The organism is Massilia sp. 9096 (assembly GCF_000745265.1).
In the GTDB taxonomy this organism is placed as follows: Bacteria; Pseudomonadota; Gammaproteobacteria; order Burkholderiales; family Burkholderiaceae_D; genus Telluria.
Genome location: NZ_JQNN01000001.1, coordinates 74,176 through 100,383 on the forward strand (window position 1 = coordinate 74,176; position 26,208 = coordinate 100,383).

The window sequence follows — 26,208 nt, forward strand, 5'->3', positions numbered from 1 at the left end:
TCGTTATGGTCTTGGACGGGGTGTTGTCAGTGTTGCTTGGCGTCGTTCGCCGTGTTGGTCATGATCCGGTCGGTGTAGGCGATCGCCATCGCCGACAGCAGGAACACGACGTGGATGCAGGTCTGCGCGATGATCGGCGCGGGTTGGTACTGGGCGGCGTTGATGAAGGTCTTCAGCAAATGGATCGAGGAGATGCCGATGATCGCCATCGCCAGCTTGGTCTTGAGCACCGAGGCGTTCACGTGCGACAGCCATTCCGGACGGTCCGGATGGTCTTCCAGGTGCATGCGCGACACGAAGGTCTCGTAGCCGCCGACGATCACCATGATCAACAGATTCGAGATCATGACCACGTCGATCAGGCCGAGCACCACCAGCATGATCGTGGTTTCGTTCAGCTTGCTGGGCGGCGTCGCGCCCGGCACGGCCACGGCCTGGAAGATGTGCTGCAGCGCGTCCTCGTTGCCGAGCGCGGCCAGGATCAGGTCCTTCAACTCGACCCAGAAATGGAACACGTACACGCACTGCGCCAGGATCAGGCCGAGGTACAAAGGCAGTTGCAGCCAGCGGCTGGCGAACATGAAAGAGGCGAGGGCGCCGCGCTTGCGCGGGTTGGACGGGACGTGCGAATCGAACATCGGAAGAGGGTCGCCGGTACGGCTGCGGACAAGACAGCTCGATATTCTACACCTGCCCGGCCGCATCGGCTCGACCGTATTTCATCCTCGACGCCCGACTCGCCCTTCGGGAAACGTTGGTAGAATCGTACGCGGGATGCCGGGCGCGCCGCCGCTTCAAGCGCTCATCCGAGTGCACATGTAAGCACTCAGTAAGCGACACGCCCTAAGGTAATGTGCAAGAACTATTACTATGGAGACTAATATGGCCGAAAATGAGATCAACCAGCAGGGCGGTTTGCAGGAGCATCGGGTGTTCCCGCCGCCTGCCGAATTCGCCGCTCAGGCAACCATCTCCGGCATGGACGCCTACCAGAAGCTGTGCGACGAAGCCGCCAGCGACTACGAAGGCTTCTGGGCTAGATTAGCCCGCGAGAACCTCGACTGGCAAAAGCCTTTTACCCAGACCCTGGACGAATCGAACGCGCCGTTCTACAAATGGTTCGCCGATGGCCAGCTGAACGCGTCGTACAACTGCCTCGACCGCAACCTCGCGAACGGCAACGCCGACAAGACCGCCATCATCTTCGAAGCGGACGACGGCAAGGTCACGACCGCCACCTACCGCGAACTGCACGAGCGCGTCTGCAAGTTCGCCAACGCGCTCAAGTCGCGCGGCATCAAGAAGGGCGACCGCGTCATCATCTACATGTCGATGTCGATCGAAGGCGTGGTCGCGATGCAGGCCTGCGCGCGCATCGGCGCGACCCACTCGGTGGTGTTCGGCGGCTTCTCGGCCAAGTCGCTGCAGGAACGTATCGTCGACGCCGGCGCGGTGGCCGTGATCACCGCCGACGAGCAGCTGCGCGGCGGTAAATCGCTGCCGCTGAAATCGATCGTCGACGAGGCCTTGGCGATCGGCGGCTGCGACACCATCCGCGACGTGATCGTCTATAAACGCACCGGCGGCAACATCAATTTCGAGCAAGGCCGCGACATCTGGATGCACGAGCTGGTCGATGGCCAGTCGGCCGAGTGCGAGCCGGAATGGGTCGACGCCGAGCACCCGCTGTTCATCCTCTACACCTCGGGCTCGACCGGCACGCCGAAGGGCGTCCAGCACAGCACCGGCGGCTACCTGCTGTGGGCCGCGCTGACCATGAAGTGGTCGTTCGATATCAAGCCGAACGACGTCTACTGGTGCACCGCCGACATCGGCTGGGTCACCGGCCACACCTACATCTGCTACGGCCCGACCGCGGTCGGCGCCACGCAAGTGATCTTCGAAGGCATCCCCACCTTCCCGCACGCCGGCCGGTTCTGGGAGACCATCGGCAAGCACAAGGTCTCGATATTCTACACCGCGCCGACCGCGATCCGCTCGCTCATCAAGGCGTCGAACACGGACGAGAAGGTGCATCCGAAGAGTTTCGATTTGTCGAGCCTGCGCCTGCTGGGCACGGTCGGCGAGCCGATCAATCCGGAAGCCTGGATGTGGTACTACAAGAACATCGGTCAGGAACGCTGCCCGATCGTCGACACCTTCTGGCAGACCGAGACCGGCGGCCACATGATCACGCCGCTGCCGGGCGCGACGCCGCTGGTGCCGGGTTCGTGCACGCTGCCGCTGCCGGGCATCATGGCCGCGATCGTCGACGAAGCCGGCCAGGACGTGCCGAATGGGCAGGGCGGCATCCTGGTCGTCAAGCGTCCTTGGCCGTCGATGATCCGCACCATCTGGAATAACCCGGACCGCTTCCGCACGGCGTATTACCCGGACGAGCTGGGCGGCAGATACTACCTGGCCGGCGACGGCGCGATCCGCAACAAGGACACCGGTTACTTCACCATCACCGGCCGCATCGACGACGTGCTGAACGTCTCGGGCCACCGCATGGGCACGATGGAGATCGAGTCGGCGCTGGTGGCGCATCCGGTGGTGGCCGAAGCCGCCGTGGTCGGCAAGCCAGACGACACCACCGGCGAGGCGATCTGCGCCTTCGTCGTGCTCAAGCAGGCGCGCCCGACCGGCGAGGAGGCCAAGAAGCTGGCCGCCGAGCTGCGCACCTGGGTCGGCAAGGAGATCGGTCCGATCGCCAAGCCCAAGGAAATCCGTTTCGGCGACAACCTGCCCAAGACCCGCAGCGGCAAGATCATGCGCCGCCTGCTGCGCGTGCTGGCCAAGGGCGAGTCGATCACGCAGGACGTGTCGACGCTGGAGAATCCGGCGATCCTGGAGCAGCTCAAGGAATCCGCTTGATGCAATCGGCTTGATGCAATCGGCTTGACGCACTAGCCGCCCGGCCGGGGTCGGGCGTGCGCAAGGCGGCAGAGTCGGCGCCGCATCCGTGCAAACGGTGCGGCGTTTTTATTGCCCGTCCGGTTTGCCGAACAGGTCGTCGAGTGGATTCTTCTTGACCTCTGCCGGCTCGGTACCGCCGAACAGCGCGTCCAGCGCGGCGCGTTTGCTGGCCACCTGCGCGCGCCCGCGCGTGCCCGCGAACTCTTCCTCGATATTGTCGCGATAAACGCTCCAGGCCGAGCCGGAAGTCGAGAAGCGCTGCCAAAGCTCGCGCCCGACGTTCGCGTAATCGATGGCGCTGCCGTCGTCGAACTCGACGCGCAGCACGCGCGTTGGCGCATCGTAGCCGATGGCGCGCAGTTTGCCTGCGCTGATCTTTTTCATGTCCATGGCGGCAGTCTATAACGACTCGATGCGCTGGCGCGCATACGCCGCGCTCGCGCTGTTCGGCGCCAGCTCGAGGTAGGCGCGGTACGCGCCCTTGGCCTTGTCGACCTCGCCCGCGCGCGCGTACGCGTCGCCGAGGTTCATGTAGGCGATTGCGCGCGACCGGTCCATCTTGATCGCGTTCTCGAACCAGCGCGCCGCTTCGGCGAAACGGTCCTGCTTGTAATAGACGAAGCCGAGGTTGTTGGCGGCCAGCGCGAAATCCGGGCGCAGTTTCAGCGCTTCGGTGAACCGGGCCTCGGCCTGGGCGTACTGCTTTTCCTTGTACAGCTGCAGGCCGTGGTCGTTGGCGTGCTGGGCCGCCTGGCGGCTTGAAACCGGCACCGGCGCCGGCGCCGTGATCGTCGAGGTGCCGCCCTGCAGGTCCTTGACCACCACCGTGGCCGGCGCGCCGTTGGCCTGCGCCTGCGCCGGCGCTTTCGCATCGAGCTTGCTGTTCAGCGCGATCGCATCGTTGGACAGCTGGGCCGTCTGCGGGTTGAGGAACTCGGTTTCCTCGGGCAGCTCGAACACGAAATCGCCGCCTTCCGAACCGGGCAGGCTGCCGAACGCCGGCGTCTGCTGCGACACGCTGGACACCGCCGGCGCGACGTAGGCCGCCAGTTCCGTCGCCGTGATCAGGCCGTCGCCGTTCAGGTCGGCCTTGCCCGCCAGGCCCTGCAGCAGCGTCCAGGTGAATACCGAGTGGCCGTTCGGGCCGCCGTCCGACACCAGTTGGTCGGCGCCGCCGGCGGTCAGCATCTGGCGGCCCAGGCGCTTGGCGTTATCGCGCAAGAAGGCCGCGTTGGCGCCGCCGCGCGTCAGACCGAGGCCGCTGTAGCAGGCGTCCATCACGAACAGCTCGTGCTTGGCCGGCAGGCTCTCGGCGATGTTCTGGATCTCGGTCATCGGGATCGCATCCGTGGCGATGTCCTTCGGGTCGGCATCGTAGGGAATGATGTAGCCGAGGTCGCGGCCCGAGCTGAGCTTTTGCGTCGCCCCGTGGCCGGCGAAGAACACGAACACGCGGTCGTTCGGCTGCAGGCCGCGATGCGCCAATTTGTCGTGGAAGGCGGCGAGGATGCCGGTGCGCGTGGCCTGCTCGTTGGTCAGCAGGATCACGTGGTCCCGGGCGAAGCCGAGCTTTTGCACCAGCGCCTGGCCGACCGCTTCGGCGTCGCGCACCGCGTACTGCAGGCGCGGCCATTTCGGATAATGGTCGATGCCGACCAGGATCGCCCAGGAGTTGGCGTAACCCGTCGCGGCCGCGTGGGTGACTGGAGCTGCCTTTGCTGCCGCCGCACCGCTGACTTTGAAAGTCGAGCCATCCCAGCCGGCGAACTGGTAGCCTTCGGCAGCGAGCCGCTCGAGCACGGCCGGCAGCGCCTTTACGGTGCGCTCGTGGATGTCGTGGAACAGGATGATGCCGCGGCCTTCCTTGTCGACCTGGTGCAGCACGCGCTCGGCGATCGACGACGGCACCGGATCGGCCCAGTCGAGCGAATCGATGTTCCACATGACCGACTTCAGGTGCGCGTCGGCCAGCAGGTGCATGCCTTCCTTGTTGCGCGCGCCGTAGGGAAAGCGGAACAGCGCCGAGCGCTTCGGATCGACCGCCTTGAGCAGCAGGTCGGTATTGAAGATCTCGGCCTTGAGCGCGTCGCCGGATTCCTTCGACAGCTGTGCATGCGAGAAGCTGTGGTTGCCGACGACGTAGCCGGCCGCCATCAGCTTGCGGTCGACGTCCGCCGTCGCATTGAGCTTGGGGACGCCATGCGCATCCAGCGTGCCGAGGTTGCGCCCGACGCTGAAGAACACGGCCGGCGCATCGTACTGCTTGAGGATGGCCGCGATCTCCTCGCTGTAGCGGCGGTGCGGACCGTCGTCGAAGGTGAGCACGACGGTCTTTTTCGGCAGCGCCTTGCCGAAGATTTCTTCCTCTTCCTTCGTTGGCGCGACGGCGGCCGTGTCCTGCTGCGCTTGCGCTTGTGCGTCCGCTTGCGGCCCGGGCTTGGCGGGGTAGGGCAGGACCACCCCATAATCCTTGAGGATGCGTTCGCGCTGGTAGATCGTCTTCAGGTAGGCGACGTAGCTGTCCCACTTCTCGCGTTTGAGCTCGATCGAGCGCGACTCGTAGCGCCCGAACACCGCGCGGATCTCCTTCTCGTAGTTGCGCTCGATCTCGGCCAGCGCGTCGAGATCCTCCGAGATGCGCTTGTGCAGCTTGATCGCCGGCAGCGAAGAATCCTTGGCGACGCGGTCCTGCAGCGACTGCATCAGCTCGCGGAAGGCGAGGCGGTCGGCATCGTACATGCCCTCGCTCGACTCGACGAAATCGAGCAGGCTGCTCAGGGCATCGTAGCGGCGCGGATCGGACGACGCCACCAGCGCGTCGAGCTGGCCGTCGACCTTGGCGATACGTTCCTGGTTCTCGTGGAAGATCAACTGGCCGACGTTGTTGGCGGCCGTGCGCTCGCCAGCGGTGAACTTGGCCTCGTCGGCGGTCAGCACGATCATCTTGCGGTAGGCGGCCAGCATGTCGTTCATGCCGGCGGCGATTGGCGCCGCGGCGGCCAGCGGCGCCTGCGGTCGGGCCGGGCCGTTGGCGGACGCCGAGCTGATTGGTTTGTGGGCGACCAGCCAGGTGCCGGAAGCGGCGCCGGCCGCGGCGACGGTGAAGACGATGGCGAGCAGGGGTTTGCGGTTCACGTTGGTTCGTTGCGCAGGGATGTTGGGAAAAGTGCATCCTGACAACAATAGCATTGGTGTGCGGGCAATGGTAGCGATGTGGTGGGAGTGATGCGGAAACGCAAATGTTGGTGTTGCTGCTGGTGTCGCCAGCATTGCCGTGCCGCAGCCGCACGCGGTCGCAACACGGTACCTGCTTGCCACACTTGTACTGCCGAGAATCCTTGTTATAATAGGCGGCTTCGCGAGGACCCACGTCCGTGCGGAACCCCATCAGGAGAGATGGATGAGTGGTTTAAGTCGCACGCCTGGAAAGCGTGTATAGGTTCATAGCCTATCGGGGGTTCGAATCCCCCTCTCTCCGCCAGGACAACAATGGAAAATGGCCGCCCTCGGGTGGCCATTTTTTATTGTTTCATGGCGGTGAGAAGCAAGGCGCCTGCGCGCCTTGCGTGGGGGATTCGAAAGCGGTCGCCTTGCAAGGCGCCGCGGGCCCGCGGGACGTGGGCGAATCCCCGATTTGGAACCGTCAAGGTCGCTTGGCTCAATGGCCATCCCTACCTTTCGTCCGACCTGTCCAGCCAGGGCAAACTCGGTCTTGACCGCAACTATGTAGCGCCGCAAAATAGAACCCTATGATCGCGCCTTTCTTCATTCCCAGCTTCAACGTTTGCATTGTATGCAACGTAGAGTGCGCACGTTTCGCGCAGCAGGGTTTGAAAGCGATCTCGTACCCGGGTTCCGAACTGCCGCGCGGCTACTTCTGTTTAGTTACGCCCCCGTAATACCTTCTCTGGCTGAACGCTAGACCTTTGACCCAAAAGGTTGGCTTTTCCGGCCCTTAGTTCATGCGATGCGTATTGCTGTTTCATACGGCGCGTATCCCCATTTTCTTTGCACTCGGTATCCAAGCCGGGAAGGTATTCGTATGTCTTTACAAAAAATTCGTCTTGAGTGGTTTTCTAACGTTCGCAACGATGTGCTCGCCGGCCTTGTTGTTGCGTTAGCATTAATTCCAGAAGCAATCGCGTTCTCGATCATTGCAGGCGTAGACCCGAAGGTAGGTTTGTACGCCTCGTTTTCCATTGCAACCTTGATTGCGTTCTTTGGCGGGCGTCCAGGCATGATCTCGGCTGCTACAGGGGCAATGGCCCTTGTCATGGTTAGTCTGGTCAAGGCTCACGGTCTGGACTATCTGTTAGCTGCCACCATTTTGGCTGGAATCCTGCAGGTTATTGCCGGATGTGTAAAACTCGGCCGATTGATGCGATTCGTTTCGCGTTCCGTCGTTACTGGTTTTGTCAACGCACTGGCTATCCTGATTTTCATGGCTCAGTTGCCTGAACTGACCAACGTCACTTGGCACGTCTACGCGATGACGGCTGCTGGACTGGCGATCATTTACGGCTTTCCATACATTACCCGTGCTATACCATCGCCTTTAGTCGCGATTGTCGTGTTGACTGCTGCTTCCATCGGGATGGGTTTGAATATCCATACGGTGGGCGATATGGGCCAGCTTCCAGACAGCCTGCCGTCGTTCCTGGTTCCTAATGTGCCGTTCAACTTGGAAACGCTGCAAACGATCTTGCCTCACTCGATGACGTTGATGGTCGTTGGCCTGCTTGAATCACTGATGACCGCTACCATCGTTGACGATTTCACCGATACCAAAAGCGATAAGAACCGGGAATGTGTAGGCCAAGGAATCGCCAACATCGCAACTGGTTTCATTGGCGGTATGGCTGGCTGCGCGATGATTGGTCAATCAGTTATCAACGTTAAGTCAGGCGGGCGAACCCGTTTGTCTACCTTGGTGGCTGGGGTGGTCCTGCTGATTCTGGTCGTGTTCTTGGGCGAATGGGTCCAGCAAATTCCGATGGCTGCTTTGGTCGCGGTTATGATCATGGTTTCCTTCGGTACTTTTAACTGGCGTTCCATTCGGAATCTGCGCAAGCACCCGACAAGTTCCAACATCGTGATGATTGCTACCGTTATTGTTACCGTTGCGACCCACGATTTGGCAAAAGGGGTGGTGGTAGGCGTGCTGCTATCGGGCGTTTTCTTCGCCCAGAAGGTCAGCAAGATTCTCAAGGTTAGTTCCCATGTTGAAGCTGATGGCCGTACCCGCCGGTACGATGTCATTGGCCAAGTCTTCTTTGCATCCTCGGAACAACTTGTTCATTCCTTCGATTACCAAGAACCGTTATCCACAGTCCATATCGACGTAAGCCGTGCGCACTTCTGGGATATTACCGCGGTTAGCGCACTGGATAAGGTCGTGCTGAAGTTCCGCCGCGCAGGTGCGAAGGTCGAGGTTCACGGGCTTAACGAAGCCAGTGCAACTATGATTGATAAGTTCGCTGTGCACGATAAAGACATTGGAAGCGATGTTTTGTTGGAACACTAACGATCCAGGGGCTTTCGTCTTCCCTGCCGAGATTTCCGATCCGCTTAGGTAAGTTATTAGAAAAGCATTTGCCGACCTTTCCTCAATCCTGTTGAATAGGATTCGGTTCGATGCGGTATCCTTCCCGGATGCCGCCCTTCGCCAAACCCTTCCTGCTGTTCTTCCTGACCGCCCTGGCCGAAATCGTCGGCTGCTACCTGCCATGGCTGGTGCTCAAGCAAGGCAAATCAGCATGGCTTCTGGCGCCGGCCGCCTTGTCGCTGGCCTGCTTCGCCTGGCTCCTGACGCTGCACCCGAGCGCCGCCGGGCGCACGTATGCGGCCTATGGCGGGATGTACATCGCGGTGGCGCTGCTATGGCTGCGCTTCGTCGATGGGGTGGCGCTGACGCGCTGGGACGTCGCCGGCGCGGCGGTGGCGCTGGCCGGCATGGGCATCATCGCGCTGCAGCCGCGCTGACGCCCGCGCTCACGCGCTCTTCACACCACCGGCTTGCGCCCCGGCAGCGGCGCTTCCTGCGGCACCAGGCCCTCCGCCACAAGCGCTTCCCAGAACGCCACCGGAATCTCGATCTCCATCAGCGTCGCGTTGCGCTTGAGGTGCGATGCGGAGCTGGCACCGGGAATCGTCGCCGCGACCACCGGATGTGCCATCCCGAATTGCAGCGCCGCCGCCGGCAGGTCGACGCCGTGGCGCGCCGCCACCTGGCGCAGGCGCTCGCGGTGCTCGATCTGCGCGGGCGAGGCCGGCATGTAATCGTAATGCGCGCCGCCGGCCAGGAAGCCGGAATTGAACGGCCCGCCCAGCACGACATGCGCGCCGCGCGAGGCGCACAAAGGAAACAGCGAAGCCAGAGGCGTAGTCTCCATCAGCGTGTAGCGCCCGGCCAGCAGGAAGATGTCCGGGTCCGACAGCTGCAGCGCGCGCAGGCACGGCTCGATCGTGTTCACGCCCAGGCCCCAGCCCTTGATCAATCCTTCCTCGCGCATCTTCACCATTTCCTGGAATGCGCCGCTTGGGCCGGCGGCGATCGCGAAATGGTGCTCGAACGTGTCGCCCAGGGCGTCGGGCGAGAGGTCGTGCACGTAGGCGATGTCGACGTGGCCGAGCGCCAGGCGCTGCAGGCTGTCCTCGAGCGCGCGGCGCACGCCGGCGCCGCTGTAGTCGAGCACGCGCTTGAAGGGCAGGGCGCCGACGAACGGGGCGGTGATTTCTCCGGGCAGGTGCGGCACCAGGCGGCGCCCGACCTTGGTCGACAGCGTGTAGTCCGCGCGCGCGCGCCGGCGCAGGGCCTGGCCGAAGCGGTGCTCGGACAGGCCGGCGCCGTAGTGCGGCGCGGTGTCGAAGTAGCGGATGCCGGCTTCCCAGGCCGCGTCGACGGTCGCCTTGGCGTCCTCGTCGGTGGTGGTGTGGTACATGTCGCCCAGCCCGGTGCCGCCCAGGCCCAGGCGCGTGATCGGTCGATAGCGCTGGTTCACGATGGATCCTTTCGTCGGTGATTGTCGATGAGGGTTGGTGATGAGTCCGAGGCATGCTACACCGCGGCCGCCAGGCGCACGATTGGACGCGATCGATTACACTGCGCGGCCCGCTTTCATCTTCGAATTCATCGTCATCGAGCCGCACCGTGCAGCAACAAGATACCAATCTGGGCAAGGCCCGCCTCGCCGCCATGTCGGTGCTGTTCGCCAATGGCGTGATCTACGCGTCCTGGGGCACGCACGTGCCGACCATCAAGGACAAGTTCGACCTCTCCGATTCGGCACTGTCGCTGTCGATGCTGGCGGTGGCGCTGGGCGGCATCCTGATCATGGCGTGGGCCGGGCGCTGGATCGCGCGCGTGGGCAGCGCGCACGCCTCGGTGCGCTCCGCCGTGCTGCTGTCGGCGGCCGCCTTCGGCATCCTGCTGGTGCCGCAGTACGCGCTGCTGCTGCTCTGGCTGGCGCTGTACGGCGCCATGTCGGCCATCAACGACGTCGCCGCCAACTCGCAGGCGACCGTGATCGAAGCGACGTACCAAAGGCCGGTGATCGGATCGCTGCACGGCAGTTTCAGCCTGGGCGGGATGGCCGGCGCGCTGGTCTCGAGCGGCTGGCAGGCGATGGGCTGGCCCGGCACCTGGCACCTGGCCACGGTGTGCAGCCTGTGCGCGCTGCTCGTGCTGTCGACCTCGCGCTGGCTGCTGCCCGAGTCCCATGCACACGCGCACGCGAACGCGGGCGAAGGCGCGTCCACGCACGCCATCGAACCCAGGCTCAAGCGCCACCTGGTACTGCTCGGCGGCCTGGCCTTCCTGGCCCTGATCGTCGAGGGCGCGATGTACGACTGGACCGCGGTCTACATGCGCGACGTCGCCCACGCCAGCGGCGGCTTCATCAGCGCCGGCTACGCCGCCTTCTCGATCGGGATGGCGTGCGGGCGCTTTTCCGGCGACCCGGTGCGCGCGCGCTTTTCCGAAGGCGCGCTGGTCGTGGCCAGCTGCGCGCTGTCCCTGGCCGGGCTCGGGATGGCGCTGCTGCTGCCGGGCGTCGCCACCGCGCTGATCGGTTTCCTGATCTGCGGACTGGGCACGGCCAACATCATCCCGGTGATGTTCGCCTCGGCCGGACGCGCGGCGCTGGCGGGGGGCGGCTCGGCCTCGAACGGACTGGCGGTGACCACGCGCCTGGCTTATATAGGCCTGTTGACCGGTCCCGTGATCGTCGGCTTCATCGCCCACCATGCGAGCCTGCGTATCGCGCTGGCGGCGACTTTGCTGGGCGTGGTGGCGATCGCGCTGTCGGCGCGCCGGGTGTTCCGCTTCAGGCGTGCGGATCCGGCGCCAGCGGCAAACGCACCGTGAAGCGGCTGCCGCGGCGTTCGCCCGGACTGCTGGCCTCGACCTCGCCGCCGTGCGCCAGCACCAGCTGCTGAACCACCCATAAGCCGACCCCGAGGCCACCGTCGGCCTGGGCCTGCGCATGCGCGGCGGGAGCGCCGCGCACGAACAGGTCGAACATGTGCGCCGCCGCCTCGGGCCGCATGCCGATGCCGGTGTCGCTGACGCAGATGGCCAGCTTGTCGTGGGTCGTGCTGGCCTCGATCGTGATGGCGCCGCCCGGCGGCGTGTACTTGATGGCGTTGCCGAGCAGGTTGCTCAGCACCTGGATCAGCTTGACGCGGTCGCCCTCGATCCAGGCCGACAGGGTGTCCAGCGCGAGCACGACCCGCTGCTGTTTGCGTTCGGCCTGGGCGCGCTGGGTTTCGAGCGCCGCCTCGATCACCTCGATGGCGGGCAGCCGCTCCAGGCGCAGTTCGAGCTGGCCGAAGCAAATGTAGGAAAGGCTGAGCAGGTCGTCGACCAGGTGCGTCATCTGGTTGATCTGGCGCCCCATCAGCTGCAGCACCCGCCCCGATTCCGGCGCCGCCGAGCGCTGCAGCAGCTGCAGCCCGGTCGACAGCGTCGACAGCGGATTGCGCAGCTCGTGTCCGAGCACGGCCAGCACGCGCGTCTTTTGCTCATCCGCTTCGCGCAGGCGCTCCAGCGTGCGGCAGCGCTCGACCGCGTCCCAGGTCTTGTCCGCCGCCGCCTGGAGCATCTCGTGGCTGTCGTCGTCCCAGCTGCGCTCGTCGTCGGCCAGCAGGGCAACGACGCCGAGCAGGTGAGGCCCCCGCATGCACGGGCACACGAGGCAGGACCGGGCCCCGGTGTGCGCAAGCAGCGCACTGTCGGCGCGGCTGTCGAGGTGCTGGTGGGTGGCGAGCTGGCCGGCCACGAGGCGCGCCAGGATGCCGGGACCGAGCGTCGCCAGGTCCTGGGGCTGCGCCTGCGCGCCCGTCCTCATCACGGTCGACAGTTCGGTCAGGCGCATCTGCTCGGGATCGACTTCGGCCACGTAGCAATGCCGGCAGCCGAGGTGCCTGCGCAGCAGGTCGGCCACCGCGGCGACCGTCGGCCCGGTGTCGGTGGCGGCGCGGGTCACGTCGCCCAGGTCGCTGAACAGGCGCAGGCGCCGCTCCAGCTGGACGCGCTCGGTGATGTCGTAGGAGACGACGAAAGCAAGTTCGGGCCGCCCGTCCGCGTCGGTCAAGGGCACGCCATAGGAATGGTAGTGGCGCTGGTTGATCTCGTGCTCGCGCGAGAAGGTCTGGCCGGCGAGGACGCTCAGGTAGTCGGCTTCCTGCTGCTCGACCAGCTCGGCCGGTACGGCCTCGCGCACGGTCCGGCCTTCGAAGCGAGCGGGCTCGAATCCCGCCGCGCGCAGGCCCGAGCCGTCGGCCAGCAGGTAGCGCAGGCCGGCATCGACCACGAACACGGCGCCGTGCGGGAGTTCGTGCGCGATCGTGCGATAGAGGCCGGCGTTGGCAATGCCGCTTGGTTCGACTTTAGGATTTTCCATGTTCTTTTGACATTGGTTCCCGCTCATAGATGTTAGCACGGCGGTAAGCGCGTGGGGGACGGCCTCCGGCGCTTGCAGGTTCAAGCGCTAAAAAAAAGTCAAAAAAGGTGAATCCATTCTCCAGTGCGCTTCGTATAAGAGCTCAGGCACCGCGTGCGCGGGCCCTGGCCGGGGACGTTCCCCGCGCCTGACCTCTACCCCTGGAGACAAAACAATGAAGCGCGCCCTGATTGTTTCAGCAGTATCCCTTTGTGCCTTCCTGTCCGGCTGCGGCGGCTCCGACGACAACAGCGCGACCCCGCAATTCCCGCAGAACGCCGACATCTGGCAAGCCCTGGGCGGCGACGCCAAGGCGCCGGCCGCGGTGGCGAAAGTGGTCGACGACGCGGCCACCGGCCTGCTCGGCGATCCGAAGGAAGCGCCTTACTTCGCCGTGCTCGGCAAGCAGGGCCACGATTCGCCGGACCGCCTGAAAGCCTGCCTGCGCCTGCAGTTCTCGGCCCTGCTGGGCGGCCCGTTCACCTACCCGGGCAAGGTCGCCGCCGACGGCACGACCGTGATGTGCGAAGACATGCAGACCTCGCACGCCGACCTCGGCATCCCCGGCTGCGTGTTCGACCAGTTCATCACCGACCTGGCCGCCGTGATGAAACAGGACGGCGTGCCCGACGCCTACATCAGCCGCGTGGCGCCGACCCTGGTGGGCCTGAAGCCGAGCATCGTCTCGAAGACGCCGCAGTACCTCGGCCCGAACACCGCGGCCAACTGCGCATCATGAGCGCGCACGCCCGGACTTTTCAAGCTGGGCGGCTGGCGTCCTGGCGCCCTTCGTGGCGCCTCGGCGTCGGACTGGGCGCGGGCGTGATCGCGGCGCTCGGCGCGATCGGCTGGATGCATACGCCATCCGGCCTGCGCGTGCTGGCGGCGCTGGGCGTGCCGTGCCCGGTCAACAGCGTGCCGGTCGAGCGCGTGGAGGCGCTGCGCCAGCACGGCGTGGCGCCGCTGAGGATGCTCGCACCGGCGCCGGCGCGCCCGACGCCGGGCGGCCTGGCGCTCGACCGGACCACCGAGGCGCAAGCGGCGACGCTGCTGGCGCATGCCCACGGCCAGTGCGAGGCCCAGGTGCGCGGCTACCATTACCTGCGCTGCCGCGGCATCGATGCGTCGGCGCTGGCGCTGGCCGGGCCGCCGGTCAGCGAACTGTGGCTGAGCTTCAACGGGGCGGGACGCCTGATCGGCATCGACATCTACCGGCGCGGCATGCAGGACGGCGACGTGCGCGCGACCTGGGCGGACGCCACCGGCCGCCTGCAATCGGCGCTGGGCAAGCCGCAAGTGGCGTTCGGCGATGCGTCGCCGGCGGTGCTGGCGGCCACGCCGATCCAGACCGCGCGCGTGCAGTACCGCTACGCCGACTACGTCGCCACCGTCACCGCCTCGCACCTGCCGCAGAGCGGGCTGTCGGTGCGCGAGCAATACATGTCGTCGACGCTGTAATTGTTGCGCACGAACTGATGAATTTGACATAAATTTGGATGAGTCCGGCTACAATCGTGTCATTAAATCAATGACAGGGTCAGCCGTGCACAAAGACATTGACGAAAGTGATCGGCTGCGCCGGCTGTTGAGCGCCGTCGCGCTGGGCGACCGGGGCGCGTTCCGTACCTTGTACGACGCCACCTCGGCGCGCCTGTACGGCTGTGCGCTGCGCGTGCTGCCCCAGGAATCGCTGGCCGAGGAAGCCTTGCAGGACGCCTTCGTCGCGATCTGGCACGCGGCATCGACGTATCAACCGCACCTGGCCGCACCGGCGACCTGGATGGCGACGATCGTGCGCAACAAGGCGCTCGACGTGCGCCGGCGCCTGCAGGCCAGTGGCGAATCCGATGGCGCGCGGTACGTGGATGAGCTGAACCTGGATCCGCTGGCGGCGCTGCAGGACGCGGCGGCCGGGCCGCAGGAACGCCTGCAGATGTCGCGCGATGCGCAAGCGCTGGCGCGATGCCTGGAGACGCTGGCCAGCCGCCAGCGGCAAGCGATCTGCATGGCCTACCTGCACGACCTGTCGCATGGCGACGTGGCGGCGCAGCTGGACACGCCTTTGGGTACGGTCAAGACCTGGATCAGGCGCGGCCTGGAACGGCTGCGCGTCTGTTTGACGACACAGGAAGCGGCATGAACATACGAGACAACCCGGCGCTGCGCGAAAAACTCGCCGCCGAATACGCGCTCGGCACCCTGCGCGGCGGCGCGCGACGGCGCTTCGAGACCTGGCTGCGCGGCGACGCCGCCTTGCGCGCCACCGTCGCCGCCTGGCAGGGCCGCCTCGCGCCGCTGGCCGAGCTGGGCCGGTCCGTCCCCGCGCCCGCGCGCGCGTGGGACGGCATCGAGCGGCGCCTGGGTTTTGCCGCCGGCCCGGCACAGGACGCACGCACAGCGCCGTGGTGGCGCTTCTGGGAACTCGACGGCGCGCGTCCGTGGCCCGGCATCGCGCTGGGCGCGGTTGCGGCGGCGCTGGTGCTGGCCGTGCTGCTGGTCGCGCGCACGCCAGGCACGCTCGACGCCGGCCTGCCGCAGCAGGTCGCGGCCCTGAGCGACGCGCAGGCGCATACCGCGCTGGTGGTGAGCGCCGATGCGCGTCGCCAGCGCCTGGAAGTGCGCGTGGCGCGCGATCTGCGCGTGCCCGACGACCGCACGCTGCAGCTGTGGGCGATCGACCGCGCCGGCAAGCCGCATTCGCTCGGCATCCTGGCGGACAACCGCCACGCCGAGCTCGCGCTCGACGCGCGCGCGACCGGCCCGGACGTGGCGCTGCTGGCGATCAGCCTGGAGCCGAAGGGCGGCTCGCCCGATCCGAACGGGCCGACCGGGCCGGTGCTGTACAAGGGCGCCTGGACCACCCTGTAAAACGAGCGCGCCGGGAGCGGCGCCTACTCGTCGTGCAGCTCGATGTCGCGCTTTTCCTGCTCGGGCTTGTCGAGCCAGCGGCGCTGCAGCGTGCGCTCGAGCGGTTTGCCGAGCAAGAGCAGCAGGAACACGATCACCAACGCGATGCCGGCGATCTGCCACGAACCCATCCCGCACAGCACGCCGAGGATCGCGGTGATCCAGATCGAGGCGGCAGTGGTCAGCCCGCGCACGCGCTCGCTGCCGGCCTTGTGGATGATTACGCCCGAACCGAGAAAGCCGATGCCGGTGATCAGGCCCTGGATCACGCGGCTGACCGCCGACACGTCGACCTGGCCGGTGGGGGAGGTCAGCATGTCGCTGGCGGCCATCGTCAGCAGCGCCGAGCCGAGGCTGACCAGCCCGAGCGTGCGCACCCCGGTCGGCTTGCCGTGCAGGTTGCGGTCCAGGCCGATCGCCGCGCCGATCAGCACCGCGGCCGCCAGGCGCAGCAGGATGTCGCCGTAGTTCATCTTGCGTTCATCTCATCAGCGTGCGCGCTTGACCACCACGCCATCCTTCATCACGAACAGCGGACGCTCGGTGGCCTGGATGTCGGTCAGCGGATTGCCCGGCACCGCGACGATGTCGGCCAGCTTGCCTTCCTGGAGCGTGCCGACCTTGTCGATCGTGCCGAGCAGGCGCGCGCCGTTGCACGTGCCGGCCATCAGCGCCTGCGCCGGCGTGAGACCGTTCTGCACCATGAAATTGAATTCGCGCGCGTTGGCGCCGTGCGGGCCGACCGCGGCGTCGGTGCCGAGCGCGATCGGCACGCCGATCTGGGCCGCGTGGCGGAAGGTGGTGCGCAGGTGGTTGGCCGCGGCCCGGCCCTTGTCGGCGATCACCGGCGGGAAGGTCGCGATCTTTTCCTCGACGTGGGCGACCGCCGAGATGGTCGGCACCAGGAACACGCCTTTCTGCTTCATCAGGCGCAGCGTGTCGTCCTCCAGGAAGCTGCCGTGCTCGATCGAGTCGACGCCTGCCTGCACCGCCATCTTCGCGGCCTTGTCGCCGTGCGCGTGCGCGGCCACCTTGCGCCCCCAGGCGTGGGCTTCGCCGATGATGGCGTTCATCTCGTCCTGGGTCAGTTCCGGAGCGTCGACGGGGTCGGACAGCGACAGCACGCCGCCCGAGGGCATGAACTTGATGACGTTGGCGCCGTACTTGATCTGGTAGCGCACCGCGGCGCGGCATTCGTCGGGGCCGTTGCACACGCCCTGGATCGGCCCGGCGACCGCGATCTTCTGCGGCGGCACCGGGTCCTGGTCGGCGTGGCCGCCGGTCGAGCCGACCGCGTAGTTCGAGACCAGCATGCGCGGTCCGGGGATCTTGCCGGCGTCGATGGCGTTGCGCAGGCCGAGCGCGATCCAGTCGGTCGAGCCGACGTCGCGCACCGAGGTGAAGCCGGCTTCCAGCGTGATACGCGCGTTGTAGGCGCCGTACAGCGCCTGCTCGGCCGGGAAGCGCATCATGTTGTCGAAGAAGTCGCCGTACCAGTTGTCGCTCGACTGGCCGGACAGGTGCACGTGGGCGTCGATGAAGCCGGGCAGGAGGGTGGCGTCGCCCAGGTCGATGGTCTCGGCGCCGGCCGGGGCGCTCAGGTTGGCGCCGACGCGCGCGATCTTGTTGCCGACCACGAGCACTTGCGCGTTGTCGATCAGGCGGCCGCTGACGCTGTCGAACACGTGCGCGGCGCGCAGCAGGACGGTGTGCGGGGCGGCTTGCGGCCCGGGGCCGGGTCGGCGCCATGGCCGGGCGCGGCGGCGGCCAGGGTGAGCGCGGCGAGGAGGGTGCGGCGTACGGCGGAAGCGGTCATGGCGGAGCCCATCGTTCGAAAAACCGATAGTAATCCGTCATTGACCGCTTAACAATATGCAATGCACCATTCGCTCCCTGGCGCGCCGCGCATCAGGTCATGAAGGCGATGATCGCCGCCGCGATGCCGACCAGCGCCGATCCGCCCGCGCCCCAGAGCAGCCAGCGGCGCCGGGTCAGCACCGTGATCGCGGCCAGCGCGATGCCGATTTGCAGGAAGGTCAGCGCCCGGGCGAACTGCTCGTGCGGCTTGAGCTTGGCGTCCGACTCGCGCGCCAGGCGCTGCGACTCCGCCTGCAGGCGGCTTGCTTCCTGCTGCACTACCTGCCGCGCCTTGTCTTCGTAATCGCGCTCCGCGATCAGGCGCTGGCGCACGGCCGGATCGGTCGCGATCGCGGCGACCGCGTTGGCGATGTGCGACTTGGTCGACCTCGATTGGTAATACGCCCACTGGTCGCTGGCCTGGGTCTGCTTGAGGATGCTTTCGTTTTTCAGGAACAGCGCCTCGGTCTGTGCGCTGCCGCTGGCGAAGTTGACGATCGCACCGATGGTCGAGAGCACCGCTGTCATCAGGGCCACGCGCTGCCCCAGCCGGTCGCGCCGGCGTTCCCCCGCTTCCTCGACCTCCCTGTCGTGCGGACCCTCCACGTCGTAATCGTCGTCCATTCCACCGTCTGCCTGCATGCCGCGCTCCTTGACTCAACAACGACACGGTAGCATGGGAAATGCCGCACCATGTGCATCGCTGCGCACGGTAATTTTACCGTCTATCAAGTCATGTTCATTTCGCTAATAATCGCGCGAGATGCAGCGAATAAATACGTTTCGACCAACCTGGAGACAGAGGAGCCCCATGACATTCCTGATTGTCCTCGCCGCCCTGGCGTTCCTGATGTTTGCCGCCTACCGCGGCTACAGCGTGATCCTGTTCGCCCCCATTGCCGCGCTCGCCGCGGTGCTGCTGACCGCCCCTGCCGCCGTCGCGCCGGTGTTCTCCGGCATCTTCATGGAAAAGATGGTCGGTTTCGTCAAGCTCTACTTCCCGGTGTTCATGCTCGGCGCCGTCTTCGGCAAGGTGATCGAGCTGTCCGGATTTTCCGAGTCGATCGTGGCGGCGGCGATCCGCTACATCGGCCGCTCGCGCGCCAACGCCGTGATCGTCGCCGTGTGCGCGCTGCTGACTTATGGCGGGGTGTCGCTGTTCGTGGTCGTGTTCGCGGTGTATCCGTTCGCCGCCGAGCTCTACCGCCAGAGCAATATTCCGAAGCGCCTGATGCCGGGCGCGCTGGCGCTCGGGGCGTTCTCGTTCACCATGGATTCGCTGCCGGGCACGCCGCAGATCCAGAACATCATCCCGACCACCTTTTTCAAGACCACGTCCTGGGCCGCGCCGGCCCTGGGCGCGATCGGATCGCTGTTCATCGTCGTGGCAGGCCTGAGCTACCTCGAATGGCGCCGGCGCACGGCGATGGCCAAGGGCGAGGGCTACGGCGCCTCGCTCGTCAACGAGCCCGAGCGCGCCACGAGCGCCGCGCGCCTGCCGTCACCGCTGCTCGCGATCTTGCCGCTGGTCGTGGTCGGCGTCGCCAACTTCGTCCTCACCAGGATGATTCCGGTCTGGTACGGCGCCGACGCCTATACCGTGGCGCCGGAGGCGCTGCCCGGCGTGCACGCGCCGGTCACGGCGACGATCAAGACCGTGGTCGCGATCTGGGCGGTCGAAGGGGCGCTGCTGCTCGGTATCGTGCTGGTCGTGGCGAGCGCGTTCGGCCGGGTCAGCGCGCGCTTCGCGGACGGCTCCAAAACCGCGGTCGGCGGCGCGCTGCTGGCGGCGATGAATACGGCGTCCGAGTACGGCTTCGGCGGCGTGATCGCGGCGCTGCCGGGCTTCATCGTGGTCGGCGACGCGCTCAAGCGCATCCCGGACCCGCTGGTCAACGCCGCCGTGTCGGTCAGTGCGCTGGCCGGCATCACCGGCTCGGCTTCGGGCGGCATGAGCATCGCGCTGGCGGCGATGTCGAACCTGTTCATCCAGGGCGCGCAGGCGGCGCACATTCCGCTCGAGGTGCTGCACCGCGTGGTCGCGATGGCCAGCGGCGGCATGGACACGCTGCCGCACAACGGCGCCGTGATTACGCTGCTGGCAGTGACCGGACTGACCCACCGCGAGTCCTACCGCGAGATCTTCGCCGTCACCGTCATCAAGACGCTGGCGGTGTTCTTCGTGATCGCGGTGTACTACCTGACCGGGCTGGTCTGATCCGGGCTGAAGCGCACCACCCGCACCGGTGTCTCGCACCAGTCGCGAAAGCCCATGCGCGGATAGAGTTCGCGCGCGGGTGCGCGGGAAGGCGTCTGAGAATTTCGACCTTCGTCACGCTCAGACGTAGACGTCGCCGCCGGCGCCGTAGCGGTTGGGACGCGGCTCCTGGACCAGGAACACGATCAGGACGATCCAGCCGATCAGCGGCACGAGCCAGATCAGCTGCCACCAGCCGCTGCGGTCGGTCTCGTGCAGCCGGCGCGCGCCCACGGCGAGCGAGGGCAGCAGGGTGGCGATGCCGAACGCGCCGCTGAGCTTGTCGCTGAAGATCCCCAGGAAAGCCGAGGTCAACACGCAGAACAGGGTGAACCACCAGAATTCCGAGCGCGAGGCCAGGCCCGCGAAGGTGGCGTACTTGCGAAAGCAGGTTTGGATCGATTCGAAGAAGGTCATCACGGGGCTCCGTCGGGGAATGCTTTATCGTACAAGATATTTTGTTCCGTAAACCCAACAACTGTCACGCCAATTCTGCGACGGCGATCGTGCGATCGGGTTTCACCCTTTCTCACCGCAATTCATTCCCGCTTTCCGGCACTTCGTCGCATGCCGCTCCGCGCTGTCATGACAGGCAGGCATCATGCGTCTTGCGGCGTGTGGCGCTTCAGCCCGAAGGTGCAGCTGCGCGCGATGCTGTCCAACGCCCTGCACCAGGACAACGTGGCGGCATCGGCTTATGTCACCGGTAACGGTGGCGGCGGCGACGCCCTGAGCGACACCACGATCACCCCGACCTTCGCCGTGGCGCGCGCGATGCTGGAAATGAAGTTTTAACGGGCAGGCTTGGGCGCCCGTACGAAGTCGTACTCCCACGACCACGGCATGTCGTTCGGCCCCAGCACGCGCGCGGCGATGTCCGGGTACAGGCGCTCGGCGCGCGCGTCGTTGGCCAGCATGACGACGCAGCGCTGGCCGCTTTCCATGCACAGCACCAGGTTGCCGGCGCCGTCGTCGTGGCCGCCCTTGAACCAGGCCACGCCGCTGCGGTCGCGGAAGGTCACCACGCCCAGCCCGGCGGCCAGGCGCTGCGGCCAGGTGACCGCGTGCGCGCCATCCTGCGGGGCCAGCGTCGGGAACTGGCGGGCGGAACGGATCGGGCGCCAGGCGCGCACCAGAGAGGCGCGCGCGGCGGGACTGAGGCCGTCGCCGCGCACGACCCCGGCCCACAGCCTGGCCTGGTCCTCGATGGTGGTGTCCATCGAGCCGATCGCGCTGGCGAGCAGGCGCCGTCCGTGTCCCTGCGCGCTGCCGTCAAGCGCGTAGCCGCTGGCGGCGTTGCCCGCGAAGTCGTCGCGCCAGCGCATGCTGGTGCGTTTCATGCCGAAGCGGTCGAACACGCGCCGCTGCATTTCGCGTTCCGGATCGAGCTTCAAGCCGTCCTCGATGATCAGCTGCAGGATCTGGATGCCTTCGCCCGAGTAGGCGTAGCGGTCGCCTGGCGTGAAGTGAAAGTGCGGGCGCCCGTCCGGCTCGAGCCCGCGCAGTTTGGCCAGGCCGCTGCTATGGGTCAGCAGGATGCGCGGGGTCAGCACGCGCCAGCGTTCGTCGCGCGCCAGCGAGGCGAAATCGTAGGGCGTCTTGTCGTAAGCGGGCAGCGGCTTGGGCAGCAGGCGGTCGATCGGGGTGTCGAGGTTGAGCTTGCCCTCGTCGGCCAGCTGCAGCACCATGTAGGCAAACGCGGCCTCGGTCAGCGAGGCGCCGGCCATCACGGTGTCGTGCAGCAGCGGCTGGCGCTCGGCGGCGTCGCGCCAGCCCCAGGTCTGGACGCTGCGCACCTGGCCGTCGTCGATCACCGCCACGGCCAGGCCCTGCACCTGCGCGCGCCGCATCTCGGCTTCGATGTCGGCGTAGGGCGGCGCCACCGCATGCCGGCCCGCGATCCAGGACGGCGTCAGCGTGGAAGTCACCGACTTCACCGACGAACTCACGGAGGAAGACATCGAAGACACCGAAGGCGCCCAGGAGGGCGTCTTGCAGGCGCTCAGCAGGCAGAGCGAAAGAAAGGCAAGCGGTAGACGGCTATTCGGCAGGAAGGGTTTGGTCATCGGCATTCTCGGGACGGCGTACGCCCGCCATGATGCCACAGTCTTGTTCAGTTACCGTCATCCGCGCCCTGTGAGCCGGGCTTGCCGCGCCGCGCCATCGAGCGCTCCGTGCGCCCCAGGCGAGCGCGCACGGAGCGTGTGGGGCGCCGATCAGCCCTGTACCGGCACCGAGCGGTCGCCGAGCAGGATCTTGTCCGGCGTGATCGGCGTACTGCGCAGGCGCTTGCCGGTGGCGTGGAAGATCGCGTTGGCGACCGCGGCCGCCACGCCGACGATGCCGATCTCGCCCACGCCCTTGGCGCCCAGCTGCTTGCTGACGATCCGGTCTTCTTCCTCGGCGAAGATCACCTGGATGTCGTGGATGTCGGCGTTGGTCGCCACGTGGTACTCCGAGAAGTTGTGGTTCATGAAGCGGCCCAGGCGGTGGTCGCTGAAGGTCTCCTCGTGCAGCGCCTGGCTGATGCCCCACACCACGGCGCCGCTGATCTGGCTGGCCGCGGCCTTGGCGTTGATGATGCGTCCGCCCGCGACCGCGCTGACCGCACGCGTGACGCGCACGATGCCGAGCTGCTCGTTGACGCGCACTTCGACGAACACGGCCGAGTGCACCGCACGCGTGAACTTGCGCTGCTTGAGCATCTGCGGCGTCATCAGGAACTTTTCCTCGACCCGGTCCTTGCCCGCGTGCGCCAGGATCTCGCTCAAGAGGATGCCGTTGTCCGGCTGGCCGCGCAGGTGCAGGCGACCATCGTTGAATTCGACTTCGCGTTCCTTGAGGCGCTTGAAGATCGAGTCCGGCATCGACTGCGCCATCTTCAGCAGCGTGGCCTTGAGCTTGTCGCAGGCGCCGGCCACGCCCGAGCCGACCGTGGCCACGTGCGAGGAACCGCCTTCGATCGGCGCCAGCGGCAGCGTCGAGTCGCCCAGCTGGAAGGTGACCTGTTCGAGCGGCAGGCCGAGGCGCTCGGCGGCGATGATCGACATCGCGGTGTAGGTGCCGGTGCCGATGTCGGACGCGGCGCTGGAGACCACCAGGCGGCCGTCGGCATGCAGCACGGCCGAGACGCGCGCCACCATCACCAGCGAATCCCACATGCCGGTCGCCATGCCCCAGCCGACCAGTTCCTCGCCCTCGCGCATCGAACGCGGCTCGAGCGGGCGCTGGTCCCAGCCGAAGCGCTCGGCGCCGAGCCGGTAGCACTGGCGCAGTTCCTTGCTGGAGTAGGGCTTGTCGTCGAGCGGGTTCTTCTCGGCGTAGTTCACCAGGCGCAGTTCGAGCGGGTCCATCTTGAGTTCGTAGGCCAGTTCGTCCATCGCCACTTCGAGCGCATGCATGCCGTGGGCCGCGCCCGGCGCGCGCATGTCGAGCGGGCTGAAACGGTCCTGGCCGACCAGCTTGTAGCCGAGGTGGATGTTGTCGCAGGCGTACAGCTGGCCGGACCAGTTGACCACGACCTCGACATAGTCTTCCAGGCGCGAGGTCTCGGCGATGGCCTCGTGCCAGATCGCCTGCAGCTTGCCGTCGGGATTGGCGGCGAGCTTGACCTTCTGCCAGGTCTCGGGACGGTGGCCGAAGCTGAACATCTGCTGGCGCGTGAGCACCACGCGCACCGAGCGCTTCAGGTGCAGCGCCCCCATCACCGCCAGCGGCAGCTGGTATTGCGGGCGCAGGCCCGAGCCGAAGGCGCCGCCGACGTACGGGTTGCGCACCGTGACCTTGTTTTTTGAAAGGCCGAAGGCGTGCGAGACGTACCAGCGGCTGTTCTGCGAGCTCTGCGTCTTGTCGTAGACGGTCAGGTGGCCGTCCTCGCCGTAGATGACGGTCGAGGCGAACATCTCCATCGGGTTGTGGTGCTCGACGCCGTTGAAGTACTCGGACGCGATCTTGACCGGCGCGGCTTCGAAGGCCTGGTCCGCGTCGCCCTTCGAGCTGGGCGGCGTGAAGCCGGCCTTGAGCGGACGCGGCTTGTAGGCCTGGTCGAGGCGCTCGAGCAAGCGCGTGTCGTGTTCTTTCACGTCGTAGGTGGCGCTCACCAGCGCGGCGGCGTAGCGCGCGGCTTCGAAGGTCTCGGCGACCACCAGCGCGATCGGCTGGCCGCTATAGAAGATCTCGTCGGAGAACAAGGGGCGGAACGGCGAACCGCTAGGGGCCGTCATGTCCTTGTAGGCCAGGTCGTTCGAGCGCATCTTCGGGCGGTTGTCATGGGTCAGCACGTCGAGCACGCCCGGCACGGCCTTGGCCTTGTCGATGTCGATCTGCTTGATGCGGCCCTTGGCCACGGTGCCGCTGACGACCACGCCATAAGCCAGGTCGGGCGCGCCTTCCTCGGCGGCGTACTTGGCCTGGCCGGTGACCTTGGCGCGGCCGTCCACGCGCGACACCGCCATGCCGCTGTGCACGCGGCCGGTGCCGGCGGGGGCGCTCGGGGCGCGCAGTTCGGGGATCAGGTCGGTCATGGGCGTTCTCCCTTGGCGTAGTCGGTGCCTTTGGCGGCGGTCTGCAAGGCTTGCACGATGGCGTTGTGCGCCAGCGGCACCTTGAAGTCGTTCTGGCCGTAGCCGCGCGCGCCCTGCAGGATGCGGGTCGCCGCTTCCTTGAAGGCGGCGTCGGTGGCCAGCTTGCCTTCGAGCGCCCCTTCGGCTTCCTCGACGCGCCACGGCTTGTGGGCGACGCCGCCCAGCGCGATGCGCGCCGCGCGGATGGTGCCGCCTTCGTCGACGTCGAGCGCGGCCGCGACCGAGACCAGCGCGAACGCATACGACAGGCGGTCGCGCACCTTGATATAGGCGCTGTGCGCGGCGAAGCGGCTGGCGTCCGGCAGCGTGATGTGGGTGATCAGCTCGTCCGGGCGCAGGTTGGTGTCGATCTCGGGCTGGTCGCCGGGCAGGCGGTGGAACTCGGCGAACGGGATCGTGCGCGCACCGTCGCGCGAGCGCACGTGCACGGTCGCGTCGAGCGCGCGCAGGGCCACGCACATGTCGGACGGATGGGTGGCGATGCATTTCTCGCTGGCGCCGAGGATCGCCAGCTGGCGGTTGACGCCGGCCTTGGCCGGGCAGCCGGTGCCGGGTTCGCGCTTGTTGCAGGGCGTGCCGACGTCGTAGAAGTAGACGCAGCGGGTGCGTTGCAGCAGGTTGCCGCCGTTGGTGGCCATGTTACGCAGCTGCGGCGAGGCCGCGGCCAGCATCGCGCTCGACAGCAGCGGATAGCGCTCGCGCACCTTGGCGTCGTAGGCGGTGTCGGCGTTGCGGGCCAGGGCGCCCAGGCGCAGGCCGCCATCGTCCGTGTCGTCGATGCTGTCCAGGCCCTCGCCGGAGATCGCATTGATGTCGACCACAGCGGCCGGGTGCATCACGCCTTCCTTCATCAGGTCGAACAGGTTGGTGCCGCCGGCGACGGGACGGATTGCAGTGTCGAAGTCGGCACCGCCATCCGCGGCCAGCGCGGCCAGCACGCCATCGATGTCCTTGGGTTGGGTAAAGGCGAACGGATTCATGCGAGCACCGCCCCGGTCGTGAAACCGTCCTTGCCGTCGACGGCGGCGCCGGCCGGCTTGTTGTCCTGGATGCCCATCACCTGGATCACCGCCTGGGCGATCTGCGGGTAAGCGCCGCAACGGCAGATGTTGCCGCTCATGAGTTCGCGCACGTCGTCCACGGTCTTGGCCTGGCCTTCCTTGATCAGGCCCGCGGCCGAGCAGATCTGGCCCGGCGTGCAGTAGCCGCACTGGAAGGCGTCGTGGTCGATGAAGGCTTGCTGCAGTGGATGCAGGTCGTCGCCCTCGGCCATGCCCTCGATGGTGGTGATCTCGTGACCGTTCTGCATGACGGCCAGCGTCAGGCAGCTGTTCACGCGGCGGCCATCCACGAGCACGGTGCAGGCGCCGCATTGGCCGTGGTCGCAGCCTTTCTTGGTGCCGGTCAATCCGGCGCGTTCGCGCAGCAGGTCGAGCAGGGTAACCCAGGACTCGACGTCGAATTCCTGGTCCTGCCCGTTGATGCGCAGCCGGATGGGGTGGTGCTGGTGGAGATCCATGGCCGTCCTTTCGTGAGCGAAGGCTAAACCATACGAGTCCGGCGGTTTCGGCTCGGTTAGATTACGCACACAATGTAGCGGGCTGAAACCTCATGTGAAGGAAATCCCACGAATGCGTAGTTTTATTGTGAAAAATAGCAGTATGTAAATTTTGAACATGCAAAAACGGTTAAACTATCCACAATGATTAATTCCGATGCGCACTAACGGAACTGTTGCGGAAAC

Annotated in this window: 23 protein-coding genes and 1 tRNA gene; 11 read left to right on the forward strand and 13 right to left on the reverse strand. The window is 66.4% G+C overall.

Features of this window, described 5'->3' with window-relative positions; genetic code table 11:
* Window positions 1-26 precede the first annotated feature (26 nt).
* A complete protein-coding gene (locus FA90_RS00355; protein WP_036164659.1) occupies window positions 27-638 on the reverse strand; it encodes a TIGR00645 family protein in 612 nt (203 codons plus the stop codon).
* 244 nt (window positions 639-882) lie between these two features.
* Between FA90_RS00355 and acs the strand changes: the two genes are divergently transcribed.
* A complete protein-coding gene (gene acs, locus FA90_RS00360) occupies window positions 883-2,877 on the forward strand; it encodes an acetate--CoA ligase (RefSeq protein ID WP_036164662.1) in 1,995 nt (664 codons plus the stop codon).
* Window positions 2,878-2,985: 108 nt separating this feature from the next.
* On the opposite strand, the gene FA90_RS00365 is transcribed toward acs, so the two are convergent.
* A complete protein-coding gene (locus FA90_RS00365) occupies window positions 2,986-3,303 on the reverse strand; it encodes a KTSC domain-containing protein (RefSeq protein ID WP_239700464.1) in 318 nt (105 codons plus the stop codon).
* Between the two features lie 15 nt (window positions 3,304-3,318).
* Window positions 3,319-6,054: a polysaccharide deacetylase family protein gene (locus tag FA90_RS00370; protein ID WP_239700465.1), complete on the reverse strand. Its 2,736-nt coding sequence runs from the start codon at window positions 6,052-6,054 to the stop codon at window positions 3,319-3,321.
* Window positions 6,055-6,309: 255 nt separating this feature from the next.
* Between FA90_RS00370 and FA90_RS00375 the strand changes: the two genes are divergently transcribed.
* The 3 genes from FA90_RS00375 (at window position 6,310) to FA90_RS00385 (ending at window position 8,901) form a co-directional block, all read left to right on the forward strand.
* Window positions 6,310-6,400: transfer RNA gene (locus FA90_RS00375), tRNA-Ser, on the forward strand.
* Window positions 6,401-6,961: 561 nt separating this feature from the next.
* Complete coding sequence (locus tag FA90_RS00380; RefSeq protein WP_036164667.1) at window positions 6,962-8,443, forward strand: SulP family inorganic anion transporter; 1,482 nt, start codon at window positions 6,962-6,964, stop codon at window positions 8,441-8,443.
* A gap of 110 nt (window positions 8,444-8,553) precedes the next feature.
* Window positions 8,554-8,901, forward strand: a complete 348-nt coding sequence (locus tag FA90_RS00385; RefSeq protein ID WP_239700466.1) for a YnfA family protein — start codon at window positions 8,554-8,556, stop codon at window positions 8,899-8,901.
* A gap of 20 nt (window positions 8,902-8,921) precedes the next feature.
* Here the strand turns inward: FA90_RS00385 and FA90_RS00390 are convergent, their stop codons facing one another.
* Complete coding sequence (locus FA90_RS00390; RefSeq protein ID WP_239700467.1) at window positions 8,922-9,920, reverse strand: aldo/keto reductase; 999 nt, start codon at window positions 9,918-9,920, stop codon at window positions 8,922-8,924.
* Between the two features lie 149 nt (window positions 9,921-10,069).
* Here FA90_RS00390 and FA90_RS00395 point away from each other — a divergent pair, with 149 nt between their 5' ends.
* Complete coding sequence (locus tag FA90_RS00395; RefSeq protein WP_051971280.1) at window positions 10,070-11,284, forward strand: MFS transporter; 1,215 nt, start codon at window positions 10,070-10,072, stop codon at window positions 11,282-11,284.
* Here FA90_RS00395 and FA90_RS24680 read toward each other — a convergent pair.
* On the reverse strand, window positions 11,244-12,821 hold the full coding sequence (locus tag FA90_RS24680) for an ATP-binding protein (protein ID WP_051971281.1): 1,578 nt from the start codon (window positions 12,819-12,821) through the stop codon (window positions 11,244-11,246). The genes FA90_RS00395 and FA90_RS24680 overlap by 41 nt on opposite strands.
* A 214-nt stretch (window positions 12,822-13,035) precedes the next feature.
* Here FA90_RS24680 and FA90_RS00405 point away from each other — a divergent pair, with 214 nt between their 5' ends.
* The 4 genes from FA90_RS00405 to FA90_RS00420 all read left to right on the forward strand — a co-directional run bounded on the left by FA90_RS00405 (window position 13,036) and on the right by FA90_RS00420 (window position 15,728).
* On the forward strand, window positions 13,036-13,599 hold the full coding sequence (locus FA90_RS00405; protein WP_036164673.1) for a hypothetical protein: 564 nt from the start codon (window positions 13,036-13,038) through the stop codon (window positions 13,597-13,599).
* A complete protein-coding gene (locus tag FA90_RS00410; RefSeq protein WP_239700468.1) occupies window positions 13,596-14,318 on the forward strand; it encodes a hypothetical protein in 723 nt (240 codons plus the stop codon). Before FA90_RS00405 ends, FA90_RS00410 begins: the two co-directional genes overlap by 4 nt.
* A gap of 85 nt (window positions 14,319-14,403) precedes the next feature.
* Window positions 14,404-15,000 (forward strand): sigma-70 family RNA polymerase sigma factor, encoded by a 597-nt coding sequence (locus FA90_RS00415; protein WP_036164676.1) that lies wholly within the window; start codon window positions 14,404-14,406, stop codon window positions 14,998-15,000.
* Window positions 14,997-15,728 carry an anti-sigma factor domain-containing protein gene (locus FA90_RS00420; protein WP_036164680.1) on the forward strand — a complete coding sequence of 244 codons (732 nt, stop codon included), beginning with the start codon at window positions 14,997-14,999 and terminating at the stop codon, window positions 15,726-15,728. The genes FA90_RS00415 and FA90_RS00420 overlap by 4 nt, the downstream gene beginning before the upstream one ends.
* A gap of 23 nt (window positions 15,729-15,751) precedes the next feature.
* Here the strand turns inward: FA90_RS00420 and FA90_RS00425 are convergent, their stop codons facing one another.
* From FA90_RS00425 to FA90_RS00435, 3 genes are all read right to left on the reverse strand, one after another.
* Window positions 15,752-16,240: an MgtC/SapB family protein gene (locus FA90_RS00425; protein ID WP_036164682.1), complete on the reverse strand. Its 489-nt coding sequence runs from the start codon at window positions 16,238-16,240 to the stop codon at window positions 15,752-15,754.
* 15 nt (window positions 16,241-16,255) lie between these two features.
* Window positions 16,256-17,452 (reverse strand): amidohydrolase family protein, encoded by a 1,197-nt coding sequence (locus FA90_RS00430; RefSeq protein ID WP_197065214.1) that lies wholly within the window; start codon window positions 17,450-17,452, stop codon window positions 16,256-16,258.
* A 223-nt stretch (window positions 17,453-17,675) separates the two neighbouring features.
* Window positions 17,676-18,266, reverse strand: coding sequence for a DUF4337 domain-containing protein (locus FA90_RS00435; protein ID WP_081933547.1), 591 nt, complete (start codon window positions 18,264-18,266; stop codon window positions 17,676-17,678).
* Between the two features lie 169 nt (window positions 18,267-18,435).
* Between FA90_RS00435 and FA90_RS00440 the strand changes: the two genes are divergently transcribed.
* Window positions 18,436-19,842, forward strand: coding sequence for a GntP family permease (locus tag FA90_RS00440; protein WP_036164687.1), 1,407 nt, complete (start codon window positions 18,436-18,438; stop codon window positions 19,840-19,842).
* Between the two features lie 120 nt (window positions 19,843-19,962).
* Here FA90_RS00440 and FA90_RS00445 read toward each other — a convergent pair whose 3' ends face one another.
* A complete protein-coding gene (locus FA90_RS00445; RefSeq protein ID WP_036164690.1) occupies window positions 19,963-20,298 on the reverse strand; it encodes a DUF805 domain-containing protein in 336 nt (111 codons plus the stop codon).
* A gap of 168 nt (window positions 20,299-20,466) precedes the next feature.
* On the opposite strand from FA90_RS00445, the gene FA90_RS00450 reads away from it, so the two are divergent.
* Window positions 20,467-20,676 carry a hypothetical protein gene (locus FA90_RS00450; protein WP_156116526.1) on the forward strand — a complete coding sequence of 70 codons (210 nt, stop codon included), beginning with the start codon at window positions 20,467-20,469 and terminating at the stop codon, window positions 20,674-20,676.
* On the opposite strand, the gene FA90_RS00455 is transcribed toward FA90_RS00450, so the two are convergent.
* From FA90_RS00455 to FA90_RS00470, 4 genes are all read right to left on the reverse strand, one after another.
* A complete protein-coding gene (locus FA90_RS00455) occupies window positions 20,673-21,842 on the reverse strand; it encodes a serine hydrolase (RefSeq protein ID WP_036173463.1) in 1,170 nt (389 codons plus the stop codon). The genes FA90_RS00450 and FA90_RS00455 overlap by 4 nt on opposite strands.
* A gap of 255 nt (window positions 21,843-22,097) precedes the next feature.
* Window positions 22,098-24,404: a xanthine dehydrogenase family protein molybdopterin-binding subunit gene (locus FA90_RS00460; protein WP_036164695.1), complete on the reverse strand. Its 2,307-nt coding sequence runs from the start codon at window positions 24,402-24,404 to the stop codon at window positions 22,098-22,100.
* Complete coding sequence (locus tag FA90_RS00465) at window positions 24,401-25,444, reverse strand: xanthine dehydrogenase family protein subunit M (protein ID WP_036164698.1); 1,044 nt, start codon at window positions 25,442-25,444, stop codon at window positions 24,401-24,403. The genes FA90_RS00460 and FA90_RS00465 overlap by 4 nt, the downstream gene beginning before the upstream one ends.
* Window positions 25,441-25,983 (reverse strand): (2Fe-2S)-binding protein, encoded by a 543-nt coding sequence (locus FA90_RS00470; RefSeq protein WP_036164703.1) that lies wholly within the window; start codon window positions 25,981-25,983, stop codon window positions 25,441-25,443. The genes FA90_RS00465 and FA90_RS00470 overlap by 4 nt, the downstream gene beginning before the upstream one ends.
* Window positions 25,984-26,208 lie beyond the last annotated feature (225 nt).